This window comes from Sphingomonas sp. LaA6.9 (assembly GCF_022601895.1).
In the GTDB taxonomy this organism is placed as follows: Bacteria; Pseudomonadota; Alphaproteobacteria; order Sphingomonadales; family Sphingomonadaceae; genus Sphingobium_A.
Window position 1 is genome coordinate 78340 of record NZ_JAKVIO010000009.1, and the last position, 20585, is coordinate 98924.

Sequence of the window (20585 nt, forward strand, 5' to 3'; positions counted from 1 at the left end):
GTCGTTTGAATTCCAACCGCCTGCCGCAAATGCCGGAACCGCGCTTCCGGCCGGCCGTTGGTCCCCCCATGCTCGCCTGGTTCTCCCCTGACCGGCGGTTGCAGTAGGGAGTGCGTGCCCTCGTGCACGAAATCTTCTGATCGAGGACGGATCAGGCGCGACATGCCATAGGTGCCCGCTGATATCGTCCAACCCCCTGAGGGTCGCGGGAGGCCCCGTTCCGGTCATTCGGAACGGGGCCTTTCACTTATGCCTCGCCGCGCGACTTGCGGCCCGCCGCACGCACCTTGTCGAGCGTGTTGCCGCCCGCGCCGATATGCTCGACCTCGGTCTTGAGGTGGATCAGCTTCACGCCTTTCTGGCGCATCGCCTCGGAGAGCGCGGGCGCGAAATCCCCGGTCTTCTCGACCGTCGTCGCCCAGCCGCCATAGGCGCGCGCGAGTGCGGCGAAATCGGGGTTGACCAGATCGGTCGCCGAAACGCGGTTCGGATATTCGCGCTCCTGATGCATGCGGATCGTGCCATAGGCGCCGTTGTCGATGACGAGGACGAGCATGTCGCAGCCATAGCGCACCGCGGTCGCGAGCTCCTGTCCGTTCATCAGGAAGTCGCCATCGCCCGCAAGCGCGATCACCTGCCGGCCCGGATTGCGCATGGCAGCTGCGACCGCCGCGGGCACGCCGTAGCCCATCGCGCCATTGGTCGGCGCAAGCTGGCTGACGGGGCCGGTATAGCGCCAGTAGCGGTGCCACCAGCCCGAGAAATTGCCCGCGCCGTTGCAGATGATCGAATCGGCGGGCAGCTTTTCGCGCATCTCCGCGACGCACAGGCCGAGATCGAGCGCGGCGCCGTTGGGCTGGGGGGTATTCCACGCCTCCCATTCGGCATGCGCTTCCTTGCCCGCATCGAAATCGAGCAGGTCGTCCTCCCAATCGGCGGCCTGCTCGGCGAATTCGCGCATGTCCGCACAGATTGCGAGATCGGTGCGATAGACGCGGTTGAGCTCGTTGGGGTCTGGATGGACATGGACGAGGATCTGGTCGGGATGATCGGGGGTGATCAGCGCATAGCCATCGGTCGTCGCCTCGCCGAGCCGTGCGCCCACCGCGAGGATCAGGTCGGCGTTCCTGACGCGCTCGACGAGCTTGGGATTGGGGCCATAGCCCAGATTGCCCGCATAGACCGGGCTGTCATTGGGGATCGCGTCCTGCCGGCGAAAACCGACCGCGACGGGGATGCCGATCCGCTCGGCCCATTCGCGGAAATAATGCGATGCGCCCGTGCACCAGCCAGCGCCGCCGACGATCGCGACAGGCGCGCAGGCGTCCTTCAGCATGTCGACCAGCACCATCATCGCTTCGGGATCGACGCTCTGTTCGGGCGGCACCACCTTTGGCCGGTCGAGCGCCTCGACCTCGTCGCGCAGCATGTCCTCGGGCAGCGCCAGCACCACCGGGCCCGGCCGCCCCGACATCGCAGTCGCATAAGCGCGCGCGATATATTCGGGAATGCGCGCGGCATCGTCGATCCGCGCCGCCCATTTGGCGAGCGGCGTGAACATCGCGGTGAAATCGACTTCCTGGAAACCTTCGCGGTCCCGGTCACCACGCGCAAGATCGCCGATGAACAGGATCATCGGCGTCGAATCCTGCATCGCCACATGGACGCCGATCGAGGCATTGGTCGCACCCGGCCCGCGCGTCACAAAGGCAACGCCTGGCCGTTTGGTCATCGCGCCATCGGCCTCCGCCATGAAGGTGACGCCGCCTTCCTGCCGACACACAACCGTCTCGATTTCGGGGCTGTCATGGAGCGCGTCGAGCACGGCAAGGAAGCTTTCGCCGGGGACGGTGAAGATGCGGTCGCAGCCCTGAATGAGGAGCTGGTCCACGAGGACGCGGCCGCCGGTTCTGGTTGTCATGGTTGGGGAGCTCTCCTGAATCCTGTGTCTTTTGTCAGAGGTCTAAGGTCGCCTCCGCCCTTTGCAAGAGCGTGTCGGGCTTCGCTTAGCTTCACTTAGCTTCGCAAATTTCTCACAAAACGCGTGTTCGACCGGCTTCCTTTCGGTGCGGGTTGAACGACGCTCGGGCACAGCATGGCAGCAAGCGCGCATGTAGGACAGCGTGCGACGTGCTTTTTTGCTGGCAAGCGCGAGCGTGCTTTGCTCTGCTTGGGCAAAGTACAAGCAAGCGGGAGAGCCGATGTCATGATCGCCGTGCACGAAGTCGCGTCCGGACTGCGCTTTCCCGAAGGCCCGGTGGTAATGCCCGATGGCAGCATAGTGCTCGTCGAGATCGCGGCGGGCCGGATCACGCGCCTCCATCCGGACGGATCGAAGGAAACCGTGGCCGAGCCCGGCGGCGGACCCAACGGCCTCGCGATCGGCCCCGATGGCCTGCTCTATGTCTGCAACAATGGCGGCTTCGGCTGGGTGGAAGCCGAAGGATTGCTCGTCCCCCACGGCACCGCAGCGGACTATGCGGGCGGCTCGATCCAGCGCGTCGATATGGCGACGGGGTCGGTGGAGACGCTCTACACGCATGCAGGGGACGTGCAGCTGCGCGGGCCCAACGATATCGTTTTCGACGCGCAAGGCGGCTTCTGGTTCACCGATCATGGCAAGACCGGGCCGCGATCGCGCGACGTCGTCGGCGTCTTCTACGCAAAGGCCGATGGCAGCCATATCGAGGAGGTGATCTTCCCGCTCGAAAATCCCAACGGCATCGGTCTCTCGCCCGACGGCGAGACGCTCTATGTCGCCGAAACCTATACCTGCAAGCTCTGGGCGTTCGACCTCGAAGGGCCGGGCAGGGTTGCGAAGACCCCGGGACTGTCGGGCGGCGGCGGGCGCTTCCTCTATTCGCCCGCGGGCTACACCTATTTCGACAGCCTCGGCGTCGAGGAGGACGGCAATATCTGCGTCGCGACAATCGGCCAGAGTGGCATCTCGGTGATTTCGCCCGAGGGGCAGCTTGTCGACTTCGTCGCGACCACCGATCCCTTCACCACCAATATCTGCTGGGGCGGGAAGGATCGGCGAACGGCCTATGTCACGCTGTCGGGCACGGGCCGGCTGGTCGCGATCGACTGGCCGAGGCCGGGGTTAAAGCTGAACTATTGAGGGTGGTGGGGATATGGCAGGTTACGCTGGAACTTCGGTCGCCAGCGACCCCGGCGGAACACTGATCCACACGCTTGAAATTAAGGTGGCAAAATGCTACCTCGTGGCCTGGAGGTGATCCATGGCCCAGTCCATCAAGCTTGGTGACGACATCATGAAGATCGTGCGTCGCGAATCCGAGTTGCAGAGCCGCTCGATCGCCGGCCAGATCGCCCATTGGGTGCGCATCGGCCGCGCTATCGAGAAATCCGGCAATTTCGATTATGCCCGCATCACCGCTGCTCTCGCCGGCGAGATCGAGACAACTGACCTCAACGACGAGGAGAAGGATGTCTGGCTCGACAGCTTTGTCGAGAAAATGGGGCAACACGGGTCTGACGAGGATGCTTTTTTTGCCCGGCGGCGGCAGCTTGGGCTGGGTGTCGGCCTCGATGCGGCCGGCAACCTCATGCGTGAGAAGGCCACCCGTAACGCATGAGGCCAACGATGGTCGTGCTTGCCGGGCCGAACGGGGCTGGCAAGTCCACACTCTACGAGACCCGCATCGCGCCAAGTTTCGCAGGACCGTTCATCAACGCCGACATCATCCAACGCGACGAGCTGCGCGATCCGTCACCGACTGCATCTTACGAAGCGGCCAACATCGCTTCCGCGCGCCGGGCCGACTATCTCGCTCAGGGTCGGGATTTCGTGACCGAGACCGTCTTCTCGCATCCCTCCAAGCTTGAACTCATCGACGAAGCGCGCACCAGAGGTTTCACCGTCATCGTGATGCATGTCGGCGTGGATACTCCAGATCTCTCGGTCGCGCGCGTCGGCGCACGGGTCGAGGAGGGCGGACATATCGTCCCCGAGGACAAGATCCGTGCCCGATATGCGCGCGGTGCACCTTTCATCCGCGACGCGGTTCTCAAAGCGGATCGCGGTATGGTCTTTGACAATTCCAGCCTCAACCAGCCGCCGAGCCATTGCCTGACATTCGCGAACGGCCGATTGGTCTTCGCGGTGCCGCGCCTGCCTAGCTGGATCAGATCAGTTTATAAAACTGACCTTGAGTTCTAGGGTCAGGCGCGGATGATGGCAGGCTGCAGGCGCCGACTATCTCCGCCATTCAGTCCTCGCGAGTGCCACGCTGAAAGCCGCTTTTCGTTCAGGCGATGGTTCGGCGACAGCGACCAGTTGAACCCGCCACGACATTATGGACATGGCCGCTCCCCTCTCTGGAGGGGATGGGCTGCAACGGGGTTCAGGCTCAATTATTGAGGATTGGCGACCGGCGCCGTGCCGGTTGGGGGCGCCGTGCCGGGAGCGCTTCCCCGGTCCTGAACCGCCGCCGTCTTCGCGAAACGCAGGCGCGGGGCGAACGCGAGCGAGTCGCAGCGGTCGGCGCGGTTAGTCACCACGGCTTCACCCGCCGGCTCGCCGTTGGCGGTGCGAACCCGGCTGAGATCGACGTCGAGAGGAAGAAGCCAGCACGACGTCTTGATGATGTCGAAAAGCGGGTGAAAGGCGCCCTTGCCGACCTCGGCCGGAATGTTTTTTACCCGATCGGGATTTTCGGTCAGGCTGTCGGGCGACAGGCCAAGGCACTGGACCGCATTGTTGGTTGTCGCGATCTCCATGGCCTGTCCGCTGGCGCATTTGCTCGCTGAACTGACGAGCAGCGCAAGCACTTCCTCGCTCGATCGATAGACGGCCGCGCCCCGATGTGCGCCGTCCAGCGCGGCGAGCGCCAGGCGGAGCGCTTTCCACGCGGCGGACATTCCGTTTCCCGTCCGCGCTGTATCCGCGAATTCGGCCGCCTGTTTTTGTGGCAGCGCCGCCATGACAAGACGGACGATCTTGTATTCAAGCTGCGGCAGGTCGCTTTCGAACAGGGCGCGGTAGCTGCCCGTGCAGCCTGCGTCTTCGAGCGTCAGGCACGGGGCCTCCCCATCCGCCTCGTAGACGTGGCTGGCGATATAATTCACTTCATCGGTGGCGTTCTGCAGATAGTCGATAAAGGCTTCGGCTTCCCTGCCGTCGCGGACATAGGCAGTCCCCACGCGCGAGGCCATTGCGATGATCATCGTCGCGCGCAGCAATTGCAGCTGCTTCGATCCCGAAGCGTCAAAAAGTTGCTTGTCCATGAGATGGCCAGGATAGCCGCCACTGTGACGCAGTTCCTTGACCGGCACCGTACATCCGCTGATCAACGCGCCGGATGCTAGCAGCGCGAGCAGGTTTTTCCATCGATTCACTGATATTCCCCCCGGAACATGTTTTAGAACGCGCGGCAAAACGCGAATACGGCCTGTTCGCCCCGCGCTCCATTGTTGTGGACGCCTAGACGCAGGAAATTAAAGGATCATTTCTGCACGGTAATGAGAAACGTCGCCTAGTGCAGCGCTTCAATCCATGCTTTCAGCGCCACCGCATTGTTCCGCGCCTCATTCTTTGCGGCATAGAGCAATGTCACCGGTCCAGACGCGCGCGCTGCGTCGAGTTCGGCGAGTGCGCGGGCAATGTCGGGGCCGCCGATTTCGAGTTCATCAGCATAGGCCTTGCGGAACGCGTCCCATGCCGCGTCCGAATCCCCGGTTTCGCCGTGATAGAGCTTGCGCAGCATATCGCTGGGCGAAAGCACGCGCAGCCAGCCGGTGAGCGCGGCCTTTTCCTTTGAAACGCCGCGCGGCCAGAGCCGGTCGACGAGGAAGCGCGCTCCGTCATCGGGCTCCACAGGCTCATGGATACGCTTGATCCGGAGCGTGGCTTTCACCGCATGTCCTCGTCCATGGCTTGTGCTGTCACGGTTATGCGGCATTCTGCTGGCGGAGCAAGGAGAGGAATCCATGAGCGAAGCACGCTGGGCCATCGATATCGATCGCGACGCGATCGCAAACGCCGTGATCGTAGACGAACGTGAGACGCCGCTTGATGACGGCGAGATCGAGGTCCGGCTCGACGCGTTCGCGATGACCGCCAACAACGTCACCTATGCGGCGCTCGGGCATCCCGTCGGGCTGTTCGGAAACGACAAGGGCTATTGGGATTTCTTCTCGGGCGACGGCGCCGGGCGGCTTCCGGTGTGGGGCTTCGCCACGGTCACGCGCTCCGGTGTCGAGGGGGTCGATCCCGGCGAGCAGCTTTACGGCTATTTCCCGCTCGCCTCGCACGCGCGCCTCACCCCCGGCCGCGTCAGCCCCCTCGGCTTCACCGACCAGAGCGCGCACCGGCTCGACATGCCCGCGGTCTACAACCAGTATCAGCGCGTCACGGCGCTCGACGATTATGCCGAAGCCGATCGCGACTGGTGGCCCGTCTTTCGCCCGCTCTACCTCACCGGCTGGCTGATCGCTGACCAGTTCGAGGATGAGCGCGATCATGGCGCGCGGCAGGTGATCGTCGCGAGCGCTTCGGCCAAGACCGCGATCGCCTTTGCGCACGCAATGCGCGAGCGAATCGAGCGACCGCGCCTGATCGGCCTGACTTCACAGCGGGGCCGCGCGTTCCTCGAAGCGACGGAGCTTTACGACGAACTGGTGCTTTACGACGCGATCGGCAAAATCGATGCGTCTGCGCCTTCCGCCTTTGTCGATGTCGCGGGCAACAGCGCGGTGACGGGTGCGGTGCATGAGCATCTGGGCGATGCGCTTCGCTTCAGCCTGATCGTCGGCAAGGCGCATTGGGATGCCACGGCTGCCGAGGGGAAACGCTGGCCCGCCACCGGATTCTTCGCGCCGGGGCGCATCCAGAAGCGCTCTCAGGACTGGGGCGCGAATGGCTTTCGCGAACGTGTCGCGACGGCATGGACGCATTTCCTCGGCGATGCGAAGCGGCTCTTCCATATCGACCGCCGCGAAGGCGCTGACGCCGCGCTTGCGGCATATCGCGAGGCGGTGGAGGGCAGGGCCGACCCGCGCGCGGGGATCATCGTCGCGCTGTAACGCGCGTCGCCGATCAGGCGGCGTCGCCGATGCCGAGCTCGCCCAGCTTGCGATAGAGCGTCGAACGGCCGATGCCGAGCCGACGTGCGACCTCGGTCATGCGTCCGCGATAATGGCCGATGGCGAGGCGGATGACGTCGGCCTCGATCTCCTCAAGCGGACGAAGATTGCCGTCGGCGCGGTAAAGCGTGACGCCCGCGCCGTCGGTGACGGCGCTGTGCCCGTTGACATGCTGCGCGCGCGGCTGGGGATTGGCCGCATGTTCGGCGATCTGCGGGAAGTCGGCGATGGTGAGCGCATCGCCGTCGCAGAGCACCGCGGCGCGGAACAGCGCGTTCTGAAGCTGGCGCACATTGCCCGGCCAGTCATAGCCGATGAGCAGCGAGAGCGCTTCGTCGGTAATGCCGAGGCCCCTTAGCCCCGGCTGCTGCGCAATGCGCGCGAGCATGTGGCGCGCAAGCGCAGGAATGTCGCCGTGCCGTTCGCGCAAGGGCGGGATCGTCACCTGGACGACGTTGAGGCGGTAATAGAGATCCTCGCGGAAGCGGCCTGCATTGACCTCTTCAATCAGCCGCTTGTTGGTGGCGGCGATGACGCGCACGTCGACCTCGCGCACCGACCGGCTGCCGATCGACTGAACCTCGCCGGACTGGAGCACGCGCAGCAGCTTGACCTGCGCGTCGAGGGGAAGCTCGCCGACTTCGTCGAGGAAGAGCGTCCCGCCATCGGCGTCCTGGAACTTGCCGATATGGCGATCGAACGCCCCGGTGAACGAGCCTTTTTCGTGCCCGAACAGTTCCGATTCAACGAGATTGATCGGAATTGCGCCGCAGTTGACCGCGATCATCCGGCGCTTGGCGCGGGGAGACGCGGCATGGATGGCTTCGGCGACGAGCTCCTTGCCAACGCCGCTTTCGCCCTCGACCAGCACGGGGACGCGCGCGCGCGCGGCCTTGGCGGCGATCGCGAGTGCTGCGCGAAATTCGGGGGCGGAGCCGACAATTTCGCCGAATCCCAGCACCTGGTTGATCTTTTCGGTGAGCGGGCGGAGTTCGCCGGTGCCGTTCCGCGTGCTGACCGCCGCGTCGAGCGCGGAGAGCAGGCGGTCGGGCGCGATCGGCTTGACGAGGAAGTCGGTGGCGCCCGCGCGCATCGCGTCGACCGCGGTCGAGACCGAGGTGACCGAGGTGAGCATCAATATGGGGAGTGCTGGACGACGCTTGCGGATCTCGGTGATCAGCGTGCCCTGATCGACGCCCGGCGCCCAGTGATCGAGGACGATCGCGTCGAGCATCATCCCGTCCTGCGTGCCGAGCATCGCTATGGCGGTTTCCTCATCGCCCGCGAAGATCGTCCGCCATCCGGCACGCCCCGCGATCGCCGATACCAGCCGGCGCTGCGCCGGTTCGTCATCGATCAGCATCAGCAGTCTGGTGCCCTGTGGCGTCATTTCAGCAACTTCCTGTCCCGTTAGGGGACGAGGTAAACGATTCTGGGTAAACACAGGCTTAAGGCGGGCCCAAGCAAAACTGCGCCGGACCCTTTCCATATGCAGGGTTGAGGACAGGGAAATTGCTGTCTAAGGCATGGCGACGTTCGCAAATGCGACGACCGAACAGTTTCAGGGGAATAAAATGGCCGACAATGGCGATATGCAGATGCACGATCAGACCTATCACGGGTTCCTGACGCTGTTGAAGGTGGGCACGGCCGCGAGCATCATCCTCGCCGCCATCGTCATCTTCGTCATCGCGAACTGATCGCCGCGCATGAAGATCGCGGTGCTTGGGGAGGGCGCCGAAGGTGAGCGCCGGGTTTCCGCTACGCCGGAAACCGTCAAGAAGTTCATTGGACTGGGAGCCACGGTCGCGGTCGAGAAAGGTGCCGGAACAGGCGCCACGATCGCGGACCAGGCCTATGCGGAATCGGGCGCCGAACTCGGCACACGCGCAGCCGTGCTCAAGGACGCCGACATCCTGCTCGGCGTTCAGGGCCCCGATCCCAAGAGCCTGAAAGGCGTGAAGCCCGGCGCGTGGATCGTCGCGGGCCTCAACCCCTTCGGCGAACGCGCGCGTGTCGACGAATATGCGAAGCTGGGCGTCGAGGCGCTGGCGATGGAGTTCATGCCGCGCATCACGCGCGCGCAGTCGATGGACATTCTTTCTTCGCAGTCGAACCTTGCCGGCTACAAGGCGGTGCTCGATGCGGCGGGCGAATATGGCAAGGCCTTCCCGATGATGATGACCGCGGCGGGCACGGTGTCCGCAGCACGTGTTTTCATCATGGGCGTGGGCGTGGCGGGCCTCCAGGCGATCGCAACCGCGCGACGCCTCGGCGCGCAGGTGTCCGCGAGCGACGTGCGCGCGGCGACCAAGGAGCAGATCGAGAGCCTCGGCGCCAAGGCGATCTTCGTCGAGAGCGTCAAGGGCATCGAGGGCGAGGGCACCGGCGGCTATGCCACCGAAATGTCCGACGAATACAAGGCGGCGCAGGCCGAGCTGGTGTCGTCGCACATCGCCAAGCAGGACATCGTCATCACCACCGCGCTGATCCCCGGACGTGCAGCGCCACGGCTGATCTCGGACGCGCAGATCGCGTCGATGAAGCCGGGTTCGGTGATCGTCGACCTCGCGGTCGAGCAGGGGGGCAATGTCGAGGGCGCGGTCGCGGGCGAGATCGTCGAGAAGCATGGCGTGAAGATCGTCGGGCACAAGAATGTGCCGAGCCGGCTTGCGGCGGATACCTCGGCGCTGTTCTCGCGCAATCTCTTCAACTTCCTCAGCGCCTTCTGGGACAAGGAAGCGGGGCGTCCGGTGCTGCCCGACGATGACGAGATCACGCAGGCGATCCGGCTGACGCAGGGCGGCAAGGTCGTGAATGCACGGCTGCTGGAGGCAGGCGCCTAGCCGGAAGGCGGGCATTTCCACGGGGAGGCGTTGTGTGATGGTGAGCACCGATGCTTGAGCGCAGGCTGAACCTTGCGGCGCCGTCGAGGCGCGAGGCGATCCAGCTTTCGCTTGTCCTGTGGACCGCCGTGGTGTGCGTGATCGCGCCCGCGGTGCTGATCGCCGGTCAGGTAACGAGCGTGGGTGAGTTCCTTTCGCTCATCACAGGCGCAATTACCGCGCTTCTCTTCGCCACGCTGCTCTATGGCCTCACGCATATCGTGTCGGGGCGGCCGCTGTGGTTCGCGATTCCCATGGGGCTGGTCGGGCTGTCGGTAACCGCGATTCTCCAGATGATCGGAGACTATGCGGGGCAATATCTGCTCCACGCGATCTTCGCAGAGCATCGCATGCCCGATACGTCGCCCCAGGCGGTCGCGCTGACGACCGTCATCTATTGGGCGTTGAGCGCATGCAACATCGTGTTGTTCTGGATTTCGGCGACGTCGCGACGGCTGCGCGATAGCGAGGCCGAGCTCGCGCATGCCCAGATCAGCGCGTTGCAGGCGCAGATCAATATGCTCAGAATGCAGCTCAATCCGCATTTCATGTGCAATTCGCTCAACACGGTTTCGAGCCTGATCCTCGAAGGCCGGCATGCGGAGGCAAATCGCATGGCCGAGCAGCTTGCTGACTTCCTGCGCGGCGTCATGGATGTCGAGGGCGACGAGGTGCGGCTGCGCAACGAGCTGGCCACGATCGAATCCTATATCGACGTCGAGGCGATGCGGTTCGGCAGCAGGCTTCACGTTGAGGTCGACGCGGCGGACGAGGTGCGTGACGCTGCGGTTCCCAACTTCATCCTTCAGCCGCTGGTCGAGAATGCACTAAAATATGGCGTCGAGGCGGTGACCGGGCCGGTATCGCTGCGGCTGTCCGCGCGGCGGGACGCGCGCGACCTGATGCTTGTCGTCGAGAATCGCGCGGAACAGCCGGGCGCGGTGGCGACCGGACGGGGCGTAGTGACGGCCGGACACGGTATCGGGCTGAACAATACGCGCGCCAGACTGCACATGTTGTTCGGCGATCGCGGCGTGCTGGAGACCAGGGAGCAGGAGGGCGGCTTTCGCGCCACCATCCGGATCCCGTTCAACGCACTGGCGCCGGCGCAAGACCCCGGGGCCGCTGCGCGAGAGGATCTGGCGATGCAGCGATAGGCGTTGGGTTCAGTCGTTTACACGCGCGCAATCGTGCGCGCGCAGAATTCACCGCGTGAAGCGGTGCGATAACAGGGGTTAATCATGGACTTCATATCCATCCTGTCGATTTTCGTGCTGGCGTGTTTCGTCGGCTATTATGTGGTGTGGTCGGTGACGCCCGCGCTGCATACGCCGCTGATGGCGGTGACCAATGCGATTTCGTCGGTGATCATCGTGGGCGCGCTGATCGCGTCTGCTGCCGCGGGTTCGGCCAGCGCCAAATGGCTGGGGCTGATCGGCGTCGCGCTCGCGAGCGTCAACATCTTCGGAGGCTTCGCGGTCACCGCGCGGATGCTCGCGATGTACAAGAAAAAAGAAAAGAAGGGTTGAGGGGGTAAACGACCATGCATGAAGCCACTCCCGTCAACCCCTGGGTTGCGCTCGCCTATCTGATCGCAGGCGTCTGTTTCATCCTCGCGCTGAGGGGCTTGTCCAGCCCCGAGAGCAGCCGTCGCGGCAACCGCTTCGGCATGATCGGCATGACGCTCGCGGTCGTGACCACGCTCGTCACGCATGTTCCAAGCCTCAACGTGTTTCCGACGCCGGGCGTGCCGGCTTATGACACGTCAACGCTTGATTGGGCTGTATTGGGGGAAATTCTCGCAGCCGTGGCAATCGGCGGCGCGATCGGCTTCGTCATCGCGCGCAAGATCGCGATGACCGCGATGCCGCAGCTCGTCGCGGCCTTCCACTCGCTGGTCGGTATGGCCGCGGTGCTCGTCGCCGCCGCCGCCTACCAGAACCCCGACGCCTTCCACATCGTCGATGCTGCAGGCCAGATCTTCGCGGTCAGCCGCGTCGAGATGGGGCTGGGCATCGCGATCGGTGCGATCACCTTCTCGGGATCGGTCATCGCGTTCCTGAAACTGAACGGCAACATGTCGGGCAAGCCGATCATGCTTCCGCTGCGCCACTTCATCAATCTCGGCACGCTCGCCGCGATCCTCGGGCTGATCGGCTATTTCGTGACCGACCAGAGCCCCTGGGTGTTCTGGACCGTCACCGCGCTCTCGTTCCTGATCGGCTTTCTACTGATCATCCCGATCGGCGGCGCGGACATGCCCGTGGTCGTCTCGATGCTCAACTCCTATTCGGGCTGGGCTGCAGCTGCGATGGGCTTCACGCTCTCCAACACCGCGATGATCATCACCGGGGCGCTGGTGGGCTCGTCTGGTGCGATCCTGTCCTACATCATGTGCCGCGCGATGAACCGGAGCTTCATTTCCGTGATCGCGGGCGGCTTCGGCGCCGAGGCGGCGATCACAGGCGGCGGTGCTGCCACCGACAGGCCGTGGAAGCGCGGCTCGGCCGAGGACGCGGCGTTCCTGATGAAGCAGGCCGAGAGCGTCATCATCGTGCCCGGTTACGGCATGGCGGTGGCGCAGGCGCAGCACGCGCTGCGCGAGATGGGCGACATCCTGAAGGAAGAGGGCGTGAAGGTGAAATACGCCATCCACCCCGTCGCGGGCCGCATGCCCGGGCACATGAACGTGCTGCTGGCCGAAGCCAGCGTGCCCTATGACGAGGTGTTCGAGCTGGAGGACATCAACTCCGAGTTCGCGCAGTGCGATGTCGCCTTCGTGATCGGCGCCAACGACGTCACCAACCCTGCGGCCAAGACCGACAAGACCTCGCCGATCTACGGCATGCCCGTGCTCGACGTCGAAAAGGCCAAGACCGTGCTGTTCGTGAAGCGCTCGATGGGCGGTGTCGGCTATGCCGGCGTCGACAACGAGGTGTTCTACATGGACAACACCATGATGCTCCTCGCCGACGCCAAGAAGATGGTCGAGGATATCGTGAAGTCTCTGTAGCAATCGCGCGATTTAGCGGTTCAGGCGCCCCGGTCGGCAGGAATTGCCGACCGGGGCGTTTGCGTTTCGTCTTGCATTGAGGAGGCGCCAAGAGATCTATCCGAAATGGAGAAACGGGCTGCGCTGGATTCGGACGCTGACCGACCATGGCCTGCTTGTCCGCACCGCCGACCCCGGCGATGGTCGGCGCGTGTTCATCGCCTTATCCCAAGGCGCCGCGGCGGGGATGACGGTTTAGTTCGGCGCGCTGCGTCAGATCGGCGGGATGGCGATCTGATCTTGCCGAAGCGCGCGCGAAGTGGCATGGGCCGCTTCCCGGACGATCATTGATCGACAGGGGCGCTTAGCTCAGTTGGTAGAGCATCTCGTTTACACCGAGAGGGTCGGCGGTTCGAGCCCGTCAGCGCCCACCATATCTTCTTCGGGTGTTGTACCAATTTAAAAGTGCCTCTGTCCGTCGTCAGGACATTCGGCACAGATCTCGCCGACCCGCATCGAAGCTAACACTTTGGATCTGGTCGAAGCATCCGCTTCGAGAAGCTCGGCCACGCGGCTACCCGGCGCGCCGGGCCGAAAGAAGTCGCCTTCGGAGACGAGACCCGACAGCTTTCCATCATCATCGGGCGACCTGGCAGCGCGCGTTGATTGACGCGCCGATACAATCGCGGCCGATATCCAGTCGGAGGATGGACCGAGAACCGACTGGCCCGGTTTCGGGCGCGAGAAGGCCGAGAGACGGCGCTTCTGCAACCGATGGAACTATGCCAGCAAGCGCCGCAATCTCCGCCGTTCGGTGCGCCTCATGTCATGTACTATACTTGCCAGTCTTTCATGCGTCGCGCGGTGATCGCGATTGGACCGGACGCAGAATGACGGCTCCTGAGCGAAGCCTGCACGAGCCGACCTGGGCGTTGACGACGGTCATCCTAAGCGTGGTTCGACCTCGTGAGAGGTCCACCCGCCTCGTGACCAAGCCTCCAGTGCATAAGCATGGCGCCCAGCGCGGGGATCAGGCCTGCTATGACGGCGACCAGCCAATCACGCGCCGGCAGCGGGTGCGAGTGCAGTAGGGCCGCCAACGCGTCGACCTGGGTGAAGGCGAGCACAGAGGCGAAGGCGCAGAGTGCGCCTATCCGCGCCGCCGGAATTGCGCCTCGACTCAGCGCGAGCAGCAGGATCGCCAGCGAGACGACGAGCGTCACGAGGGCCATCGCACGCGCGTGTTCAGGGGGTTCCCCGCCATCCACGGCAACGACGAAGACGGCGAGGATCGCAACCGCGATACCGGCGCCGGTGAGCATGATCGTGAGCCACTCGAAACCGGTGAAGAAGCTGCCCGTTGCGGGCAGGCGAAGCTTCGAGGCCGAAGCGCGGGACAGAGAGACCATGTCAGCGGCAACAGCGAGCGAGATACTCAATTGCTCGCTCACCTCATTGAAGCTCCTTGCCGACCGGGAGCTGCCTGATCGTGCGTGCGAAACCGTTGGGGTGGGCTATCAGCGCAGCAGCGTCATCGCCTCTCCCGGAAGCCGATCAGTTTTCTAGAAATCAACGCGAGATTGCGGTCTCACGAGCGCGCGGCGAGACTGTGGCTGCAAGAGAACAATATGCTGATTTCCGTCATTTTTCTGAGGCAGCGTTGTCTTGCCACAACAGCGGCCGGATCCGCATCTTCCCCAAGTCCTAAAGCGTGCGCACCAGCCGGACCGCTACGGCGGCCCAAGGCGGATCGCTGATCACCTGCTGACGGGCGCTGGCGCCCAGCGGCAGGATATGGAGCTTGTCGCCCTCGCGCCCGATCAGGCGACCGAAAAGGAAACGGCCGGCGGGACGTGGCAGCAAGATGTCGCGGTTGAGCGCCTCGCTGAAGCGATCGGGCGCGAGCCGTGCACACCAGATCTCGTCGCCCGAACGATAGTCGCCCACGCTGGCGCGCACGATGATCGCGACGAGCTCAGGTGCGGGCTGCGGTGGCGTGACGATAGTGGGGTGGCGCGGCGCATGCACGCCGTCCGCCTCGAGCAGCGCGGCGACGGGGAGGTCGGCGCGGTCGGGCAGTCTGACGAGATCGGCGGCAGTGACGCCAAGCGCATCGGCAATCCGGTTGAGCCATCCGACCGAGACGGTGCGCGTGCCCGTTTCCAGCCGCCCGATCGTCTGCGCGGTGGTCGGAGGGGTGCAGCGCCGGGCGACATCCTCGAGCGTGAGCTTCCTGGCGCGGCGCACTTCGCGAATGGCAGTGATCATCGACGCTTCCTCAAAAATAGAACTAACCGATAAGGTTTCTTTCTGTCCTACATAATCGCCTTCGCGGCAAGAGGGCCGACTCAAATCAAGGTCTCAACTTTTTGAAAAGAGCCTGGTTCACGCTTCCGCCTCAGCGCGCGGCCAAGCAACGGTCTGATGCGGCGATCGTGGCGGTGGGGCCGGGCCTCAGCGACGTGCTGTGGCGCGTGGCGTGCGCGAACGCGGAAAAGGCGCTTGGGTGGCCCATGCGCACGGGCAAGCTTATACTGTCGCTCGCGCTCGACCGGCTCGCCGATGACTACGGCTTGCGCTAGTCAACAGGCACTGCGGCCGCGCGCGTGCCGCTCAGGAACCGGCCATAGGCCCAGCCGATCCCGATCAGCGCCACGCCCAGCCCCATGAAGGAGAGGATACGCAGCAGGCCTTGCAGCGCGGATGCGTCGACGAGGAAGACTTTGAGCGTGACAGCGGTGAGCAGCGCAAGCCCCGCGATGCGGAGGTCGTGCACGCTCCTGGCGATGCCGCGCCACAGCCAGATCAGCGAAAGGCCCAGCAGCCCTGCCGAATAGAGATAATTCTCGGTCGTGGTGATTTCGGCCGCGGTGAGGATCGGGCCATGCACGAGCTGACGGATCGCGCCCAGCACCGCGATGATCGCCAATGCAATAGCAGCGCTGCGGAAGGGGCGCTGCGGCGCGCCGAGGCGAGCGGCGAGCCAGAACCAGAAGGCGGCAAGCGCGGGATGCAGCGTCGCCAGATTGAGCAGCGGAATCGCGCCGACCGACTGGGCGACTGCGGCTGGATTGAGCACCAGCAGGTCGAACCATGCAAGGCGGAAGGCGGCGAGCGCGATGAGAGCAAGGCCCGGCGCGCGCAACCGGGGGAAACGCCACAGCGCGATCAGCCCGCCCGCGAAGAGCATCTGGGTTAGTGCCGTGCGTTCGAACAGGCCGAACGCCACGAAACGCGCTTCGGTGGCGATGGCGAGCGGCTGCTTGAGGAGCGCATAGAGCGTCACGGTGAGCGTGACGGCGACGCAGAGCGCGACTGGCATGCGCAGCTTCGCGGCGATCGCGTCGGTGCGTCCCCACAGGAGCGCGCCGAGGATGGTCGCGGGAAGCCCGACCTCGCGCAGCAGCGTGATCAGCGAGGGAAGCCGGGTATAGGGCGTGGGGTCGCCGGCGAGCGAGGCCGCGAGCAACAACGCCATCGGAAAGAGCTGGGGCAGCATCGCGACGAGGGTCGCTGCGAGCGGAGCGGCTTCGCCGAGGCGCGGCAGTATCGGACGCGAAGCGCTCAGAATCGCGGCGACGGCGATCAACGCCAGCAGCGGGGCGTGCCAGGGCGCGGGAACGAGCGCGAGCGGGATCGACAGCGCGAGGAGCCAGGCTGCCCAGTGGAGGATCGGGCGTGCGGCATGCGCGCTGATCAGCCAGCTGTGCAGTGCCAGCAGGGCAGCGGGGACGAGCGCGAGCGCCCCGATTTCGTCGACCGGCGGGATCGGACCGGCAGCGAGGACGCTTTCGCCATAGGTGACAAGCGGCTCGGTGTCGTTGATCCAGAGCCCGGCCGCGAATGGCAACGGGAGCAGGCTGAGATTGGCGAGCGAGGCATCGCCGGTGCGCCGCGCCCAGAAGGCTAGCGCGGCCGCGATCGCCAGAAGCAGCGGCGCGCTCCAGAGCGAGGGCAGCGGCTGCGACAGCCCGACCGCGAGCAGGAGGGCCGCGACGGCCGCGCCGCCGGTCAGGCCGGGATCGAAACGGCTCTCGGGCGCTGCACGATCGCGCCAGCGCCAGCTGACCCAGCCCGCGGCGCCTGCGGCAATGGTCGCAAGGGCGGCCCAGCCGATCGGGCGCAACAGATCCGGCTCAAGCCCGTTGGTGAGCAGCAGTGGTGCGGCGGCACCGCCGAGCGCAATGCCCGTCCAAATGTGTGCATCGGGCGTGCGGCGGAGCAGAAACTGGCCAACGCCGCCGAACATCAGCGTGAACAAAAGTGCCGCGAGCGGCGCGTTGCGGTCATCGCCGCCCATGAGTGCGATCGCGAGGAGGACGAGCACAAGCGCGAGCGCGGCGCCCGCGCCTGCACTCACACGGTAGTCGCGCCAGCCGAGCCAGAGCGCGGCGGCGGCGAGCAGCGCGTAGAGCCCCCAGGCGAGCGGCGAGAATTCGAGCTGGGGCGCGAGCAGGACCAGCTGGACGAGGCCGGTGACGAGCGGCGCGAGGCGGAGCAGCGGGCTCGACGTGCCCGCACGGGGCAGGGCAAGCGTCGCGGTGAAGGCGAGCGTGAGCACGAACAGTCCGACCCATTGCAGTTCAGTGCGCTCGGCGAGCGCCATCAGCGCAAGCGGCCACGCAAAGCCCCCGCCCGTGGCCGAAAGCGCGAGCCACAACCAGCCGCGATGGATCGCGAGCGCGAACAGTCCGGCGGTGAACAGGGCGAGGTAAACGAGCAGCGGCGCGACATTGGCGGCGTCGAGCCCGGTCACGAGCGGCGCTGCGAAGCCGCCCACCAGCCCCATGATCGCAGTCGGCGGGCCGTGGCGCAGCGACAGCCCGAGTGCCGAGACGGTGATCGCGACCATGAGCACGAGTGCGGAGACCGTTCCGAGCAGGCCGTAAAGCTCGGCCGCCATGTAGAGCGTGCCATAGAGCGTCGCGATGCCCGCGCCCGCGAGCGCCTGGCCGATACGCGGATCGTCGCGCGTGGCGGGGTAGCGTCGGCTGATCTCGCTCGCGCCGAGAAGCAGGAGCCCGAAGACCGCGCCAAGCACCGATCGCACGCCGGGACCGAGCAACCCGCTTTCGATCGAATAGCGTACGAGGAAAAAGGCCGACAGGATGAGTGCAGCCCCGCCGATCCAGATCGGCAGCTTGCCGCCGACAAGATTTTCGAAGGTTGCCGCGAGGTTGAGCGGGGTTGCGCGGGGCTGTTCCACCCGCGGTGCAAGGATGATGGATTCAGGCTCGGCGGCTATGGGGGGCTCGGGCGCAGCTTCGGGCTCGGGCGGCGGGGCGTTGACGACGCGGGCAACGGTCCGCGGTACCTGATGGGCCATGACGGGTTGGGGCGCGGCGGGTTGGGGCGCGGCGGGCTGTTCATCGAGAACGGGCACGACCGATGCCGCGTAATCGCGCGCCTCAAGCTCGGCGACGGTGCGCTCGAGCGTCCTGATGCGATCGAACGCGCGCGAGAGCAGGACCGCGAACACCACGGCCGCAATCGCAAGAATAAGCATGTGCCCCGCTTCCGCCCGTTACCCCTGATCCGGGCAATGTTGCATGATTTGCGGGGTTTGTCGCGCCGAACCTTCAGGCGGCGGCGCGTACGGCCTCGGCAAAGAGTCTGCCGCCATCGGGTGCGTGCTCGAGGAAGAGCTGGGGTTCGATGAGTTCGGCTTCCATGAGCAGATAATTGCCCGCGCCGTCGGAAATGAGGTCGATGCGCGCATAGAGCAGCGGGTCGGCGATTGCGGCGAGCACGGCTTCGGCAGCGACGCATGCCGCGGCGGGGGGCGTTGCGGCGTTGGCATCGCCGCCATGCTGGACTTGAACGCGGAAATCCCCGGCCGCGACGGTCTTGAGGATCGCATGGCTGTAGCGGCCACCAAAGTAGAACAGCGACCATTCGCCCTCTTGCGCGATCGCGGGCATCATCGGCTGGACGAGCATGGCGCGGTCCAGTGCAGCGGCGGGGGCGGGAGCGCCTTCGAGGCGCCAGGTGCCGTGCGCGCCCGCCGATATGGGCGGCTTGACGACGAGATTGGGGGTGCCGAAGCGTGCGGCGGCATCCGCGATATCGGCCTGTCCGAGGCGTTCGAAGACCATTGTGGGCACGACGGGTACGCCGCGTGCGGCGAGATCGAGCAGGTAGCGCTTGTCGGTATTGCGGCGAAGGATCGCGGGCGGATTGGCGAGCCGCAATCCGGCGGCGCCGTCGACAAAGGCGCTCCAGTCGGCCGGGCGCGCATGATAGCCCCAGACGAGCAGTGGCAGGACGAGGTCATGACCCGCAAGATCGCCCGGCGCGGTCCAGGGGCGGAAGTCGACCGACAGGCCCACCGCGGCGAGCGGCGCCTCGAGCAGATCGGCCTGGGGATGCCAGTGCGCGCCGAACTGGGGATCCGCGGGATCGGGGACAAGAATGCAGATGCGTGGCGAACGGGTCATGGGCGCGGATTAGGCGGGACAATCATACTCCGCAATGGGGGACTCGGGACCGGACGCCTTTCGGCTTGGCGCTCAGGGTGAACGGATATAAGTATCAAATTGCAACGCAATTGAGTCGCAGGAGAGGAATGATGAAGCTCTACGGTTCTTCGATGTCGCCCTATGTCCGCAAGGTTTTGGCCTATGCCGCGGAAAAGGGGCTGCCGCTCGAGCTTGAGATGGCCGGCATGGGGCGCGGCGGCCCGGAATTCGAGGCCGCGAGCCCGTTCCGCAAGATGCCCGCGTTCAGCGACGGCGATTTCAGGATCTGCGATTCAACCGCGATCATCACCTATCTCGAGGCCAAATATCCCGAGCCTTCGCTGATCCCCGCGGAGCCCAGATCGCGCGCGCGCACGATCTGGTTCGAGGAGTTCGCCGACACGATCCTGATGGGATGCGGCGCCAAGATGTTCTTCAACCGGTTTGTGGCCCCCAAGGTGCTTGGGCGCGAAGGCGACCTGGCGGTGGCGGACGCAGCCGAGCGCGACGAACTGCCCCCCATCCTCGATTATCTGGAAAAGACGATCCCGGACTCGGGCTATCTCGTCGACGACCGGCTGACGCTGGCCGATATTTCGGTCGCGAGCCCCGTTGCCAATCTGGACCATATCGGCGTCGCAATCGACAAGTCACGCTGGCCCAGAACGGCGGCTTATGTGGAAGCGATCCTCGCGCGCCCGAGCTTTGCGGTGTGGCTCACGAAGGAGCGGGCCTTTGTGCAGGCCGCGTGAATATAACCAAATCGGCAAAGTTGTCTTGACATCATCGCGCTTATCTGGCACGTAAGTAGCAGCAGAAGATTTATGAGTCGGGTCCCGGAGATCGGGACTGGAGACGGGCCGGGAGCTCCCAATGACACGGGATGCTTGTCCGGCCCGTTTCGTTTTGAGCGGAGCGGGATCGTCGGTGAAGCATCATCGCTGATCAGGGCGCGTAGCTGCAGCCCCGATGCCGGACGACGCCAGCGGCGCGCTGTGCGTCATGAGGGGTGGATCCCGACGCGGCGCAAGCGCTTTCTGGCGCTGGCCGTCAATGTGAATGCTTCTGCAGATGCGGCCGCTATGTCCAAAGCGAGCGCGGGCAAGCTCAGGCGACGTTGCTGCGACGTACGCGCAAACTGGG

At 65.1% G+C, this 20585-nt stretch carries 19 protein-coding genes, 1 tRNA gene and 1 pseudogene; 13 read left to right on the forward strand and 8 right to left on the reverse strand.

All coding sequences use genetic code 11. The features are described 5' to 3' along the window. Positions 1-247: 247 nt before the first annotated feature. Positions 248-1921 carry a thiamine pyrophosphate-binding protein gene (locus MKI88_RS07005; RefSeq protein WP_241630245.1) on the reverse strand — a complete coding sequence of 558 codons (1674 nt, stop codon included), beginning with the start codon at positions 1919-1921 and terminating at the stop codon, positions 248-250. Positions 1922-2206: 285 nt separating this feature from the next. Between MKI88_RS07005 and MKI88_RS07010 the strand changes: the two genes are divergently transcribed. The 3 genes from MKI88_RS07010 (at position 2207) to MKI88_RS07020 (ending at position 4183) form a co-directional block, all read left to right on the forward strand. Then, positions 2207-3121, forward strand: a complete 915-nt coding sequence (locus MKI88_RS07010; RefSeq protein ID WP_241630246.1) for an SMP-30/gluconolactonase/LRE family protein — start codon at positions 2207-2209, stop codon at positions 3119-3121. A gap of 121 nt (positions 3122-3242) precedes the next feature. Continuing rightward, a complete protein-coding gene (locus tag MKI88_RS07015; RefSeq protein WP_241630247.1) occupies positions 3243-3599 on the forward strand; it encodes a ParD-like family protein in 357 nt (118 codons plus the stop codon). 8 nt (positions 3600-3607) lie between these two features. Then, entirely contained in the window at positions 3608-4183 is a 576-nt protein-coding gene (locus MKI88_RS07020) for a zeta toxin family protein (protein WP_241630249.1), read from the forward strand. Between the two features lie 194 nt (positions 4184-4377). Here the strand turns inward: MKI88_RS07020 and MKI88_RS07025 are convergent, their stop codons facing one another. Together MKI88_RS07025 and MKI88_RS07030 are read right to left on the reverse strand one after the other, a co-directional pair. Then, complete coding sequence (locus MKI88_RS07025) at positions 4378-5361, reverse strand: hypothetical protein (protein WP_241630252.1); 984 nt, start codon at positions 5359-5361, stop codon at positions 4378-4380. Positions 5362-5498: 137 nt separating this feature from the next. Beyond that, positions 5499-5879, reverse strand: coding sequence for a DUF488 domain-containing protein (locus MKI88_RS07030; protein WP_241630253.1), 381 nt, complete (start codon positions 5877-5879; stop codon positions 5499-5501). 73 nt (positions 5880-5952) lie between these two features. Here MKI88_RS07030 and MKI88_RS07035 point away from each other — a divergent pair, with 73 nt between their 5' ends. Beyond that, the gene (locus MKI88_RS07035) at positions 5953-7047 is read left to right on the forward strand and encodes a DUF2855 family protein (protein WP_241630255.1); all 1095 of its coding nucleotides are present in this window, start codon (positions 5953-5955) and stop codon (positions 7045-7047) included. A 13-nt stretch (positions 7048-7060) separates the two neighbouring features. On the opposite strand, the gene MKI88_RS07040 is transcribed toward MKI88_RS07035, so the two are convergent. Continuing rightward, complete coding sequence (locus MKI88_RS07040) at positions 7061-8497, reverse strand: sigma-54 dependent transcriptional regulator (RefSeq protein WP_241630257.1); 1437 nt, start codon at positions 8495-8497, stop codon at positions 7061-7063. Positions 8498-8681: 184 nt separating this feature from the next. On the opposite strand from MKI88_RS07040, the gene MKI88_RS07045 reads away from it, so the two are divergent. The 7 genes and pseudogenes from MKI88_RS07045 to MKI88_RS07075 all read left to right on the forward strand — a co-directional run bounded on the left by MKI88_RS07045 (position 8682) and on the right by MKI88_RS07075 (position 13418). Beyond that, complete coding sequence (locus MKI88_RS07045; RefSeq protein ID WP_241630259.1) at positions 8682-8807, forward strand: aa3-type cytochrome c oxidase subunit IV; 126 nt, start codon at positions 8682-8684, stop codon at positions 8805-8807. Between the two features lie 9 nt (positions 8808-8816). Beyond that, positions 8817-9953 carry an NAD(P) transhydrogenase subunit alpha gene (locus MKI88_RS07050; RefSeq protein ID WP_241630260.1) on the forward strand — a complete coding sequence of 379 codons (1137 nt, stop codon included), beginning with the start codon at positions 8817-8819 and terminating at the stop codon, positions 9951-9953. A 50-nt stretch (positions 9954-10003) separates the two neighbouring features. Then, complete coding sequence (locus tag MKI88_RS07055; protein WP_241630262.1) at positions 10004-11149, forward strand: sensor histidine kinase; 1146 nt, start codon at positions 10004-10006, stop codon at positions 11147-11149. Positions 11150-11233: 84 nt separating this feature from the next. Beyond that, entirely contained in the window at positions 11234-11521 is a 288-nt protein-coding gene (locus MKI88_RS07060) for an NAD(P) transhydrogenase subunit alpha (protein WP_241630265.1), read from the forward strand. A 14-nt stretch (positions 11522-11535) separates the two neighbouring features. Continuing rightward, positions 11536-13005, forward strand: coding sequence for an NAD(P)(+) transhydrogenase (Re/Si-specific) subunit beta (locus tag MKI88_RS07065; RefSeq protein WP_241630267.1), 1470 nt, complete (start codon positions 11536-11538; stop codon positions 13003-13005). A 118-nt stretch (positions 13006-13123) separates the two neighbouring features. Continuing rightward, positions 13124-13243, forward strand: a pseudogene (locus MKI88_RS07070) (winged helix DNA-binding protein); the annotation flags it as partial. 99 nt (positions 13244-13342) lie between these two features. Next, a tRNA-Val gene (locus MKI88_RS07075) sits at positions 13343-13418 on the forward strand. A 513-nt stretch (positions 13419-13931) separates the two neighbouring features. Here MKI88_RS07075 and MKI88_RS07080 read toward each other — a convergent pair. Both MKI88_RS07080 and MKI88_RS07085 read right to left on the reverse strand, forming a co-directional pair. Continuing rightward, positions 13932-14435 carry a cation transporting ATPase C-terminal domain-containing protein gene (locus MKI88_RS07080; RefSeq protein WP_241630269.1) on the reverse strand — a complete coding sequence of 168 codons (504 nt, stop codon included), beginning with the start codon at positions 14433-14435 and terminating at the stop codon, positions 13932-13934. Between the two features lie 253 nt (positions 14436-14688). Next, a complete protein-coding gene (locus tag MKI88_RS07085) occupies positions 14689-15252 on the reverse strand; it encodes a helix-turn-helix domain-containing protein (protein ID WP_241630271.1) in 564 nt (187 codons plus the stop codon). A 101-nt stretch (positions 15253-15353) separates the two neighbouring features. On the opposite strand from MKI88_RS07085, the gene MKI88_RS07090 reads away from it, so the two are divergent. Continuing rightward, entirely contained in the window at positions 15354-15566 is a 213-nt protein-coding gene (locus tag MKI88_RS07090) for a DUF6456 domain-containing protein (RefSeq protein WP_348636241.1), read from the forward strand. On the opposite strand, the gene MKI88_RS07095 is transcribed toward MKI88_RS07090, so the two are convergent. Next, entirely contained in the window at positions 15563-18490 is a 2928-nt protein-coding gene (locus MKI88_RS07095) for a DUF2339 domain-containing protein (RefSeq protein ID WP_241630273.1), read from the reverse strand. The genes MKI88_RS07090 and MKI88_RS07095 overlap by 4 nt on opposite strands. A 73-nt stretch (positions 18491-18563) precedes the next feature. Beyond that, the gene (locus tag MKI88_RS07100) at positions 18564-19421 is read right to left on the reverse strand and encodes a RimK family alpha-L-glutamate ligase (protein ID WP_241630275.1); all 858 of its coding nucleotides are present in this window, start codon (positions 19419-19421) and stop codon (positions 18564-18566) included. A 128-nt stretch (positions 19422-19549) separates the two neighbouring features. Here MKI88_RS07100 and MKI88_RS07105 point away from each other — a divergent pair, with 128 nt between their 5' ends. Further along, positions 19550-20194: a glutathione S-transferase family protein gene (locus MKI88_RS07105; protein ID WP_348636243.1), complete on the forward strand. Its 645-nt coding sequence runs from the start codon at positions 19550-19552 to the stop codon at positions 20192-20194. Positions 20195-20585: the final 391 nt, after the last annotated feature.

Excerpts from the sequence above, each read along its gene's own strand:
- MKI88_RS07005 (WP_241630245.1), bottom strand. The coding sequence starts at position 1,921 with ATGACAACCAGAACCGGCGGCCGCGTCCTCGTGGACCAGCTCCTCATT.
- MKI88_RS07010 (WP_241630246.1), top strand. The coding sequence starts at position 2,207 with ATGATCGCCGTGCACGAAGTCGCGTCCGGACTGCGCTTTCCCGAAGGC.
- MKI88_RS07015 (WP_241630247.1), top strand. The coding sequence starts at position 3,243 with ATGGCCCAGTCCATCAAGCTTGGTGACGACATCATGAAGATCGTGCGT.
- MKI88_RS07020 (WP_241630249.1), top strand. The coding sequence starts at position 3,608 with ATGGTCGTGCTTGCCGGGCCGAACGGGGCTGGCAAGTCCACACTCTAC.
- MKI88_RS07035 (WP_241630255.1), top strand. The coding sequence starts at position 5,953 with ATGAGCGAAGCACGCTGGGCCATCGATATCGATCGCGACGCGATCGCA.
- MKI88_RS07040 (WP_241630257.1), bottom strand. The coding sequence starts at position 8,497 with ATGACGCCACAGGGCACCAGACTGCTGATGCTGATCGATGACGAACCG.
- MKI88_RS07045 (WP_241630259.1), top strand. The coding sequence starts at position 8,682 with ATGGCCGACAATGGCGATATGCAGATGCACGATCAGACCTATCACGGG.
- MKI88_RS07050 (WP_241630260.1), top strand. The coding sequence starts at position 8,817 with ATGAAGATCGCGGTGCTTGGGGAGGGCGCCGAAGGTGAGCGCCGGGTT.
- MKI88_RS07055 (WP_241630262.1), top strand. The coding sequence starts at position 10,004 with ATGCTTGAGCGCAGGCTGAACCTTGCGGCGCCGTCGAGGCGCGAGGCG.
- MKI88_RS07060 (WP_241630265.1), top strand. The coding sequence starts at position 11,234 with ATGGACTTCATATCCATCCTGTCGATTTTCGTGCTGGCGTGTTTCGTC.
- MKI88_RS07065 (WP_241630267.1), top strand. The coding sequence starts at position 11,536 with ATGCATGAAGCCACTCCCGTCAACCCCTGGGTTGCGCTCGCCTATCTG.
- MKI88_RS07085 (WP_241630271.1), bottom strand. The coding sequence starts at position 15,252 with ATGATCACTGCCATTCGCGAAGTGCGCCGCGCCAGGAAGCTCACGCTC.
- MKI88_RS07095 (WP_241630273.1), bottom strand. The coding sequence starts at position 18,490 with ATGCTTATTCTTGCGATTGCGGCCGTGGTGTTCGCGGTCCTGCTCTCG.
- MKI88_RS07100 (WP_241630275.1), bottom strand. The coding sequence starts at position 19,421 with ATGACCCGTTCGCCACGCATCTGCATTCTTGTCCCCGATCCCGCGGAT.
- MKI88_RS07105 (WP_348636243.1), top strand. The coding sequence starts at position 19,550 with ATGATGAAGCTCTACGGTTCTTCGATGTCGCCCTATGTCCGCAAGGTT.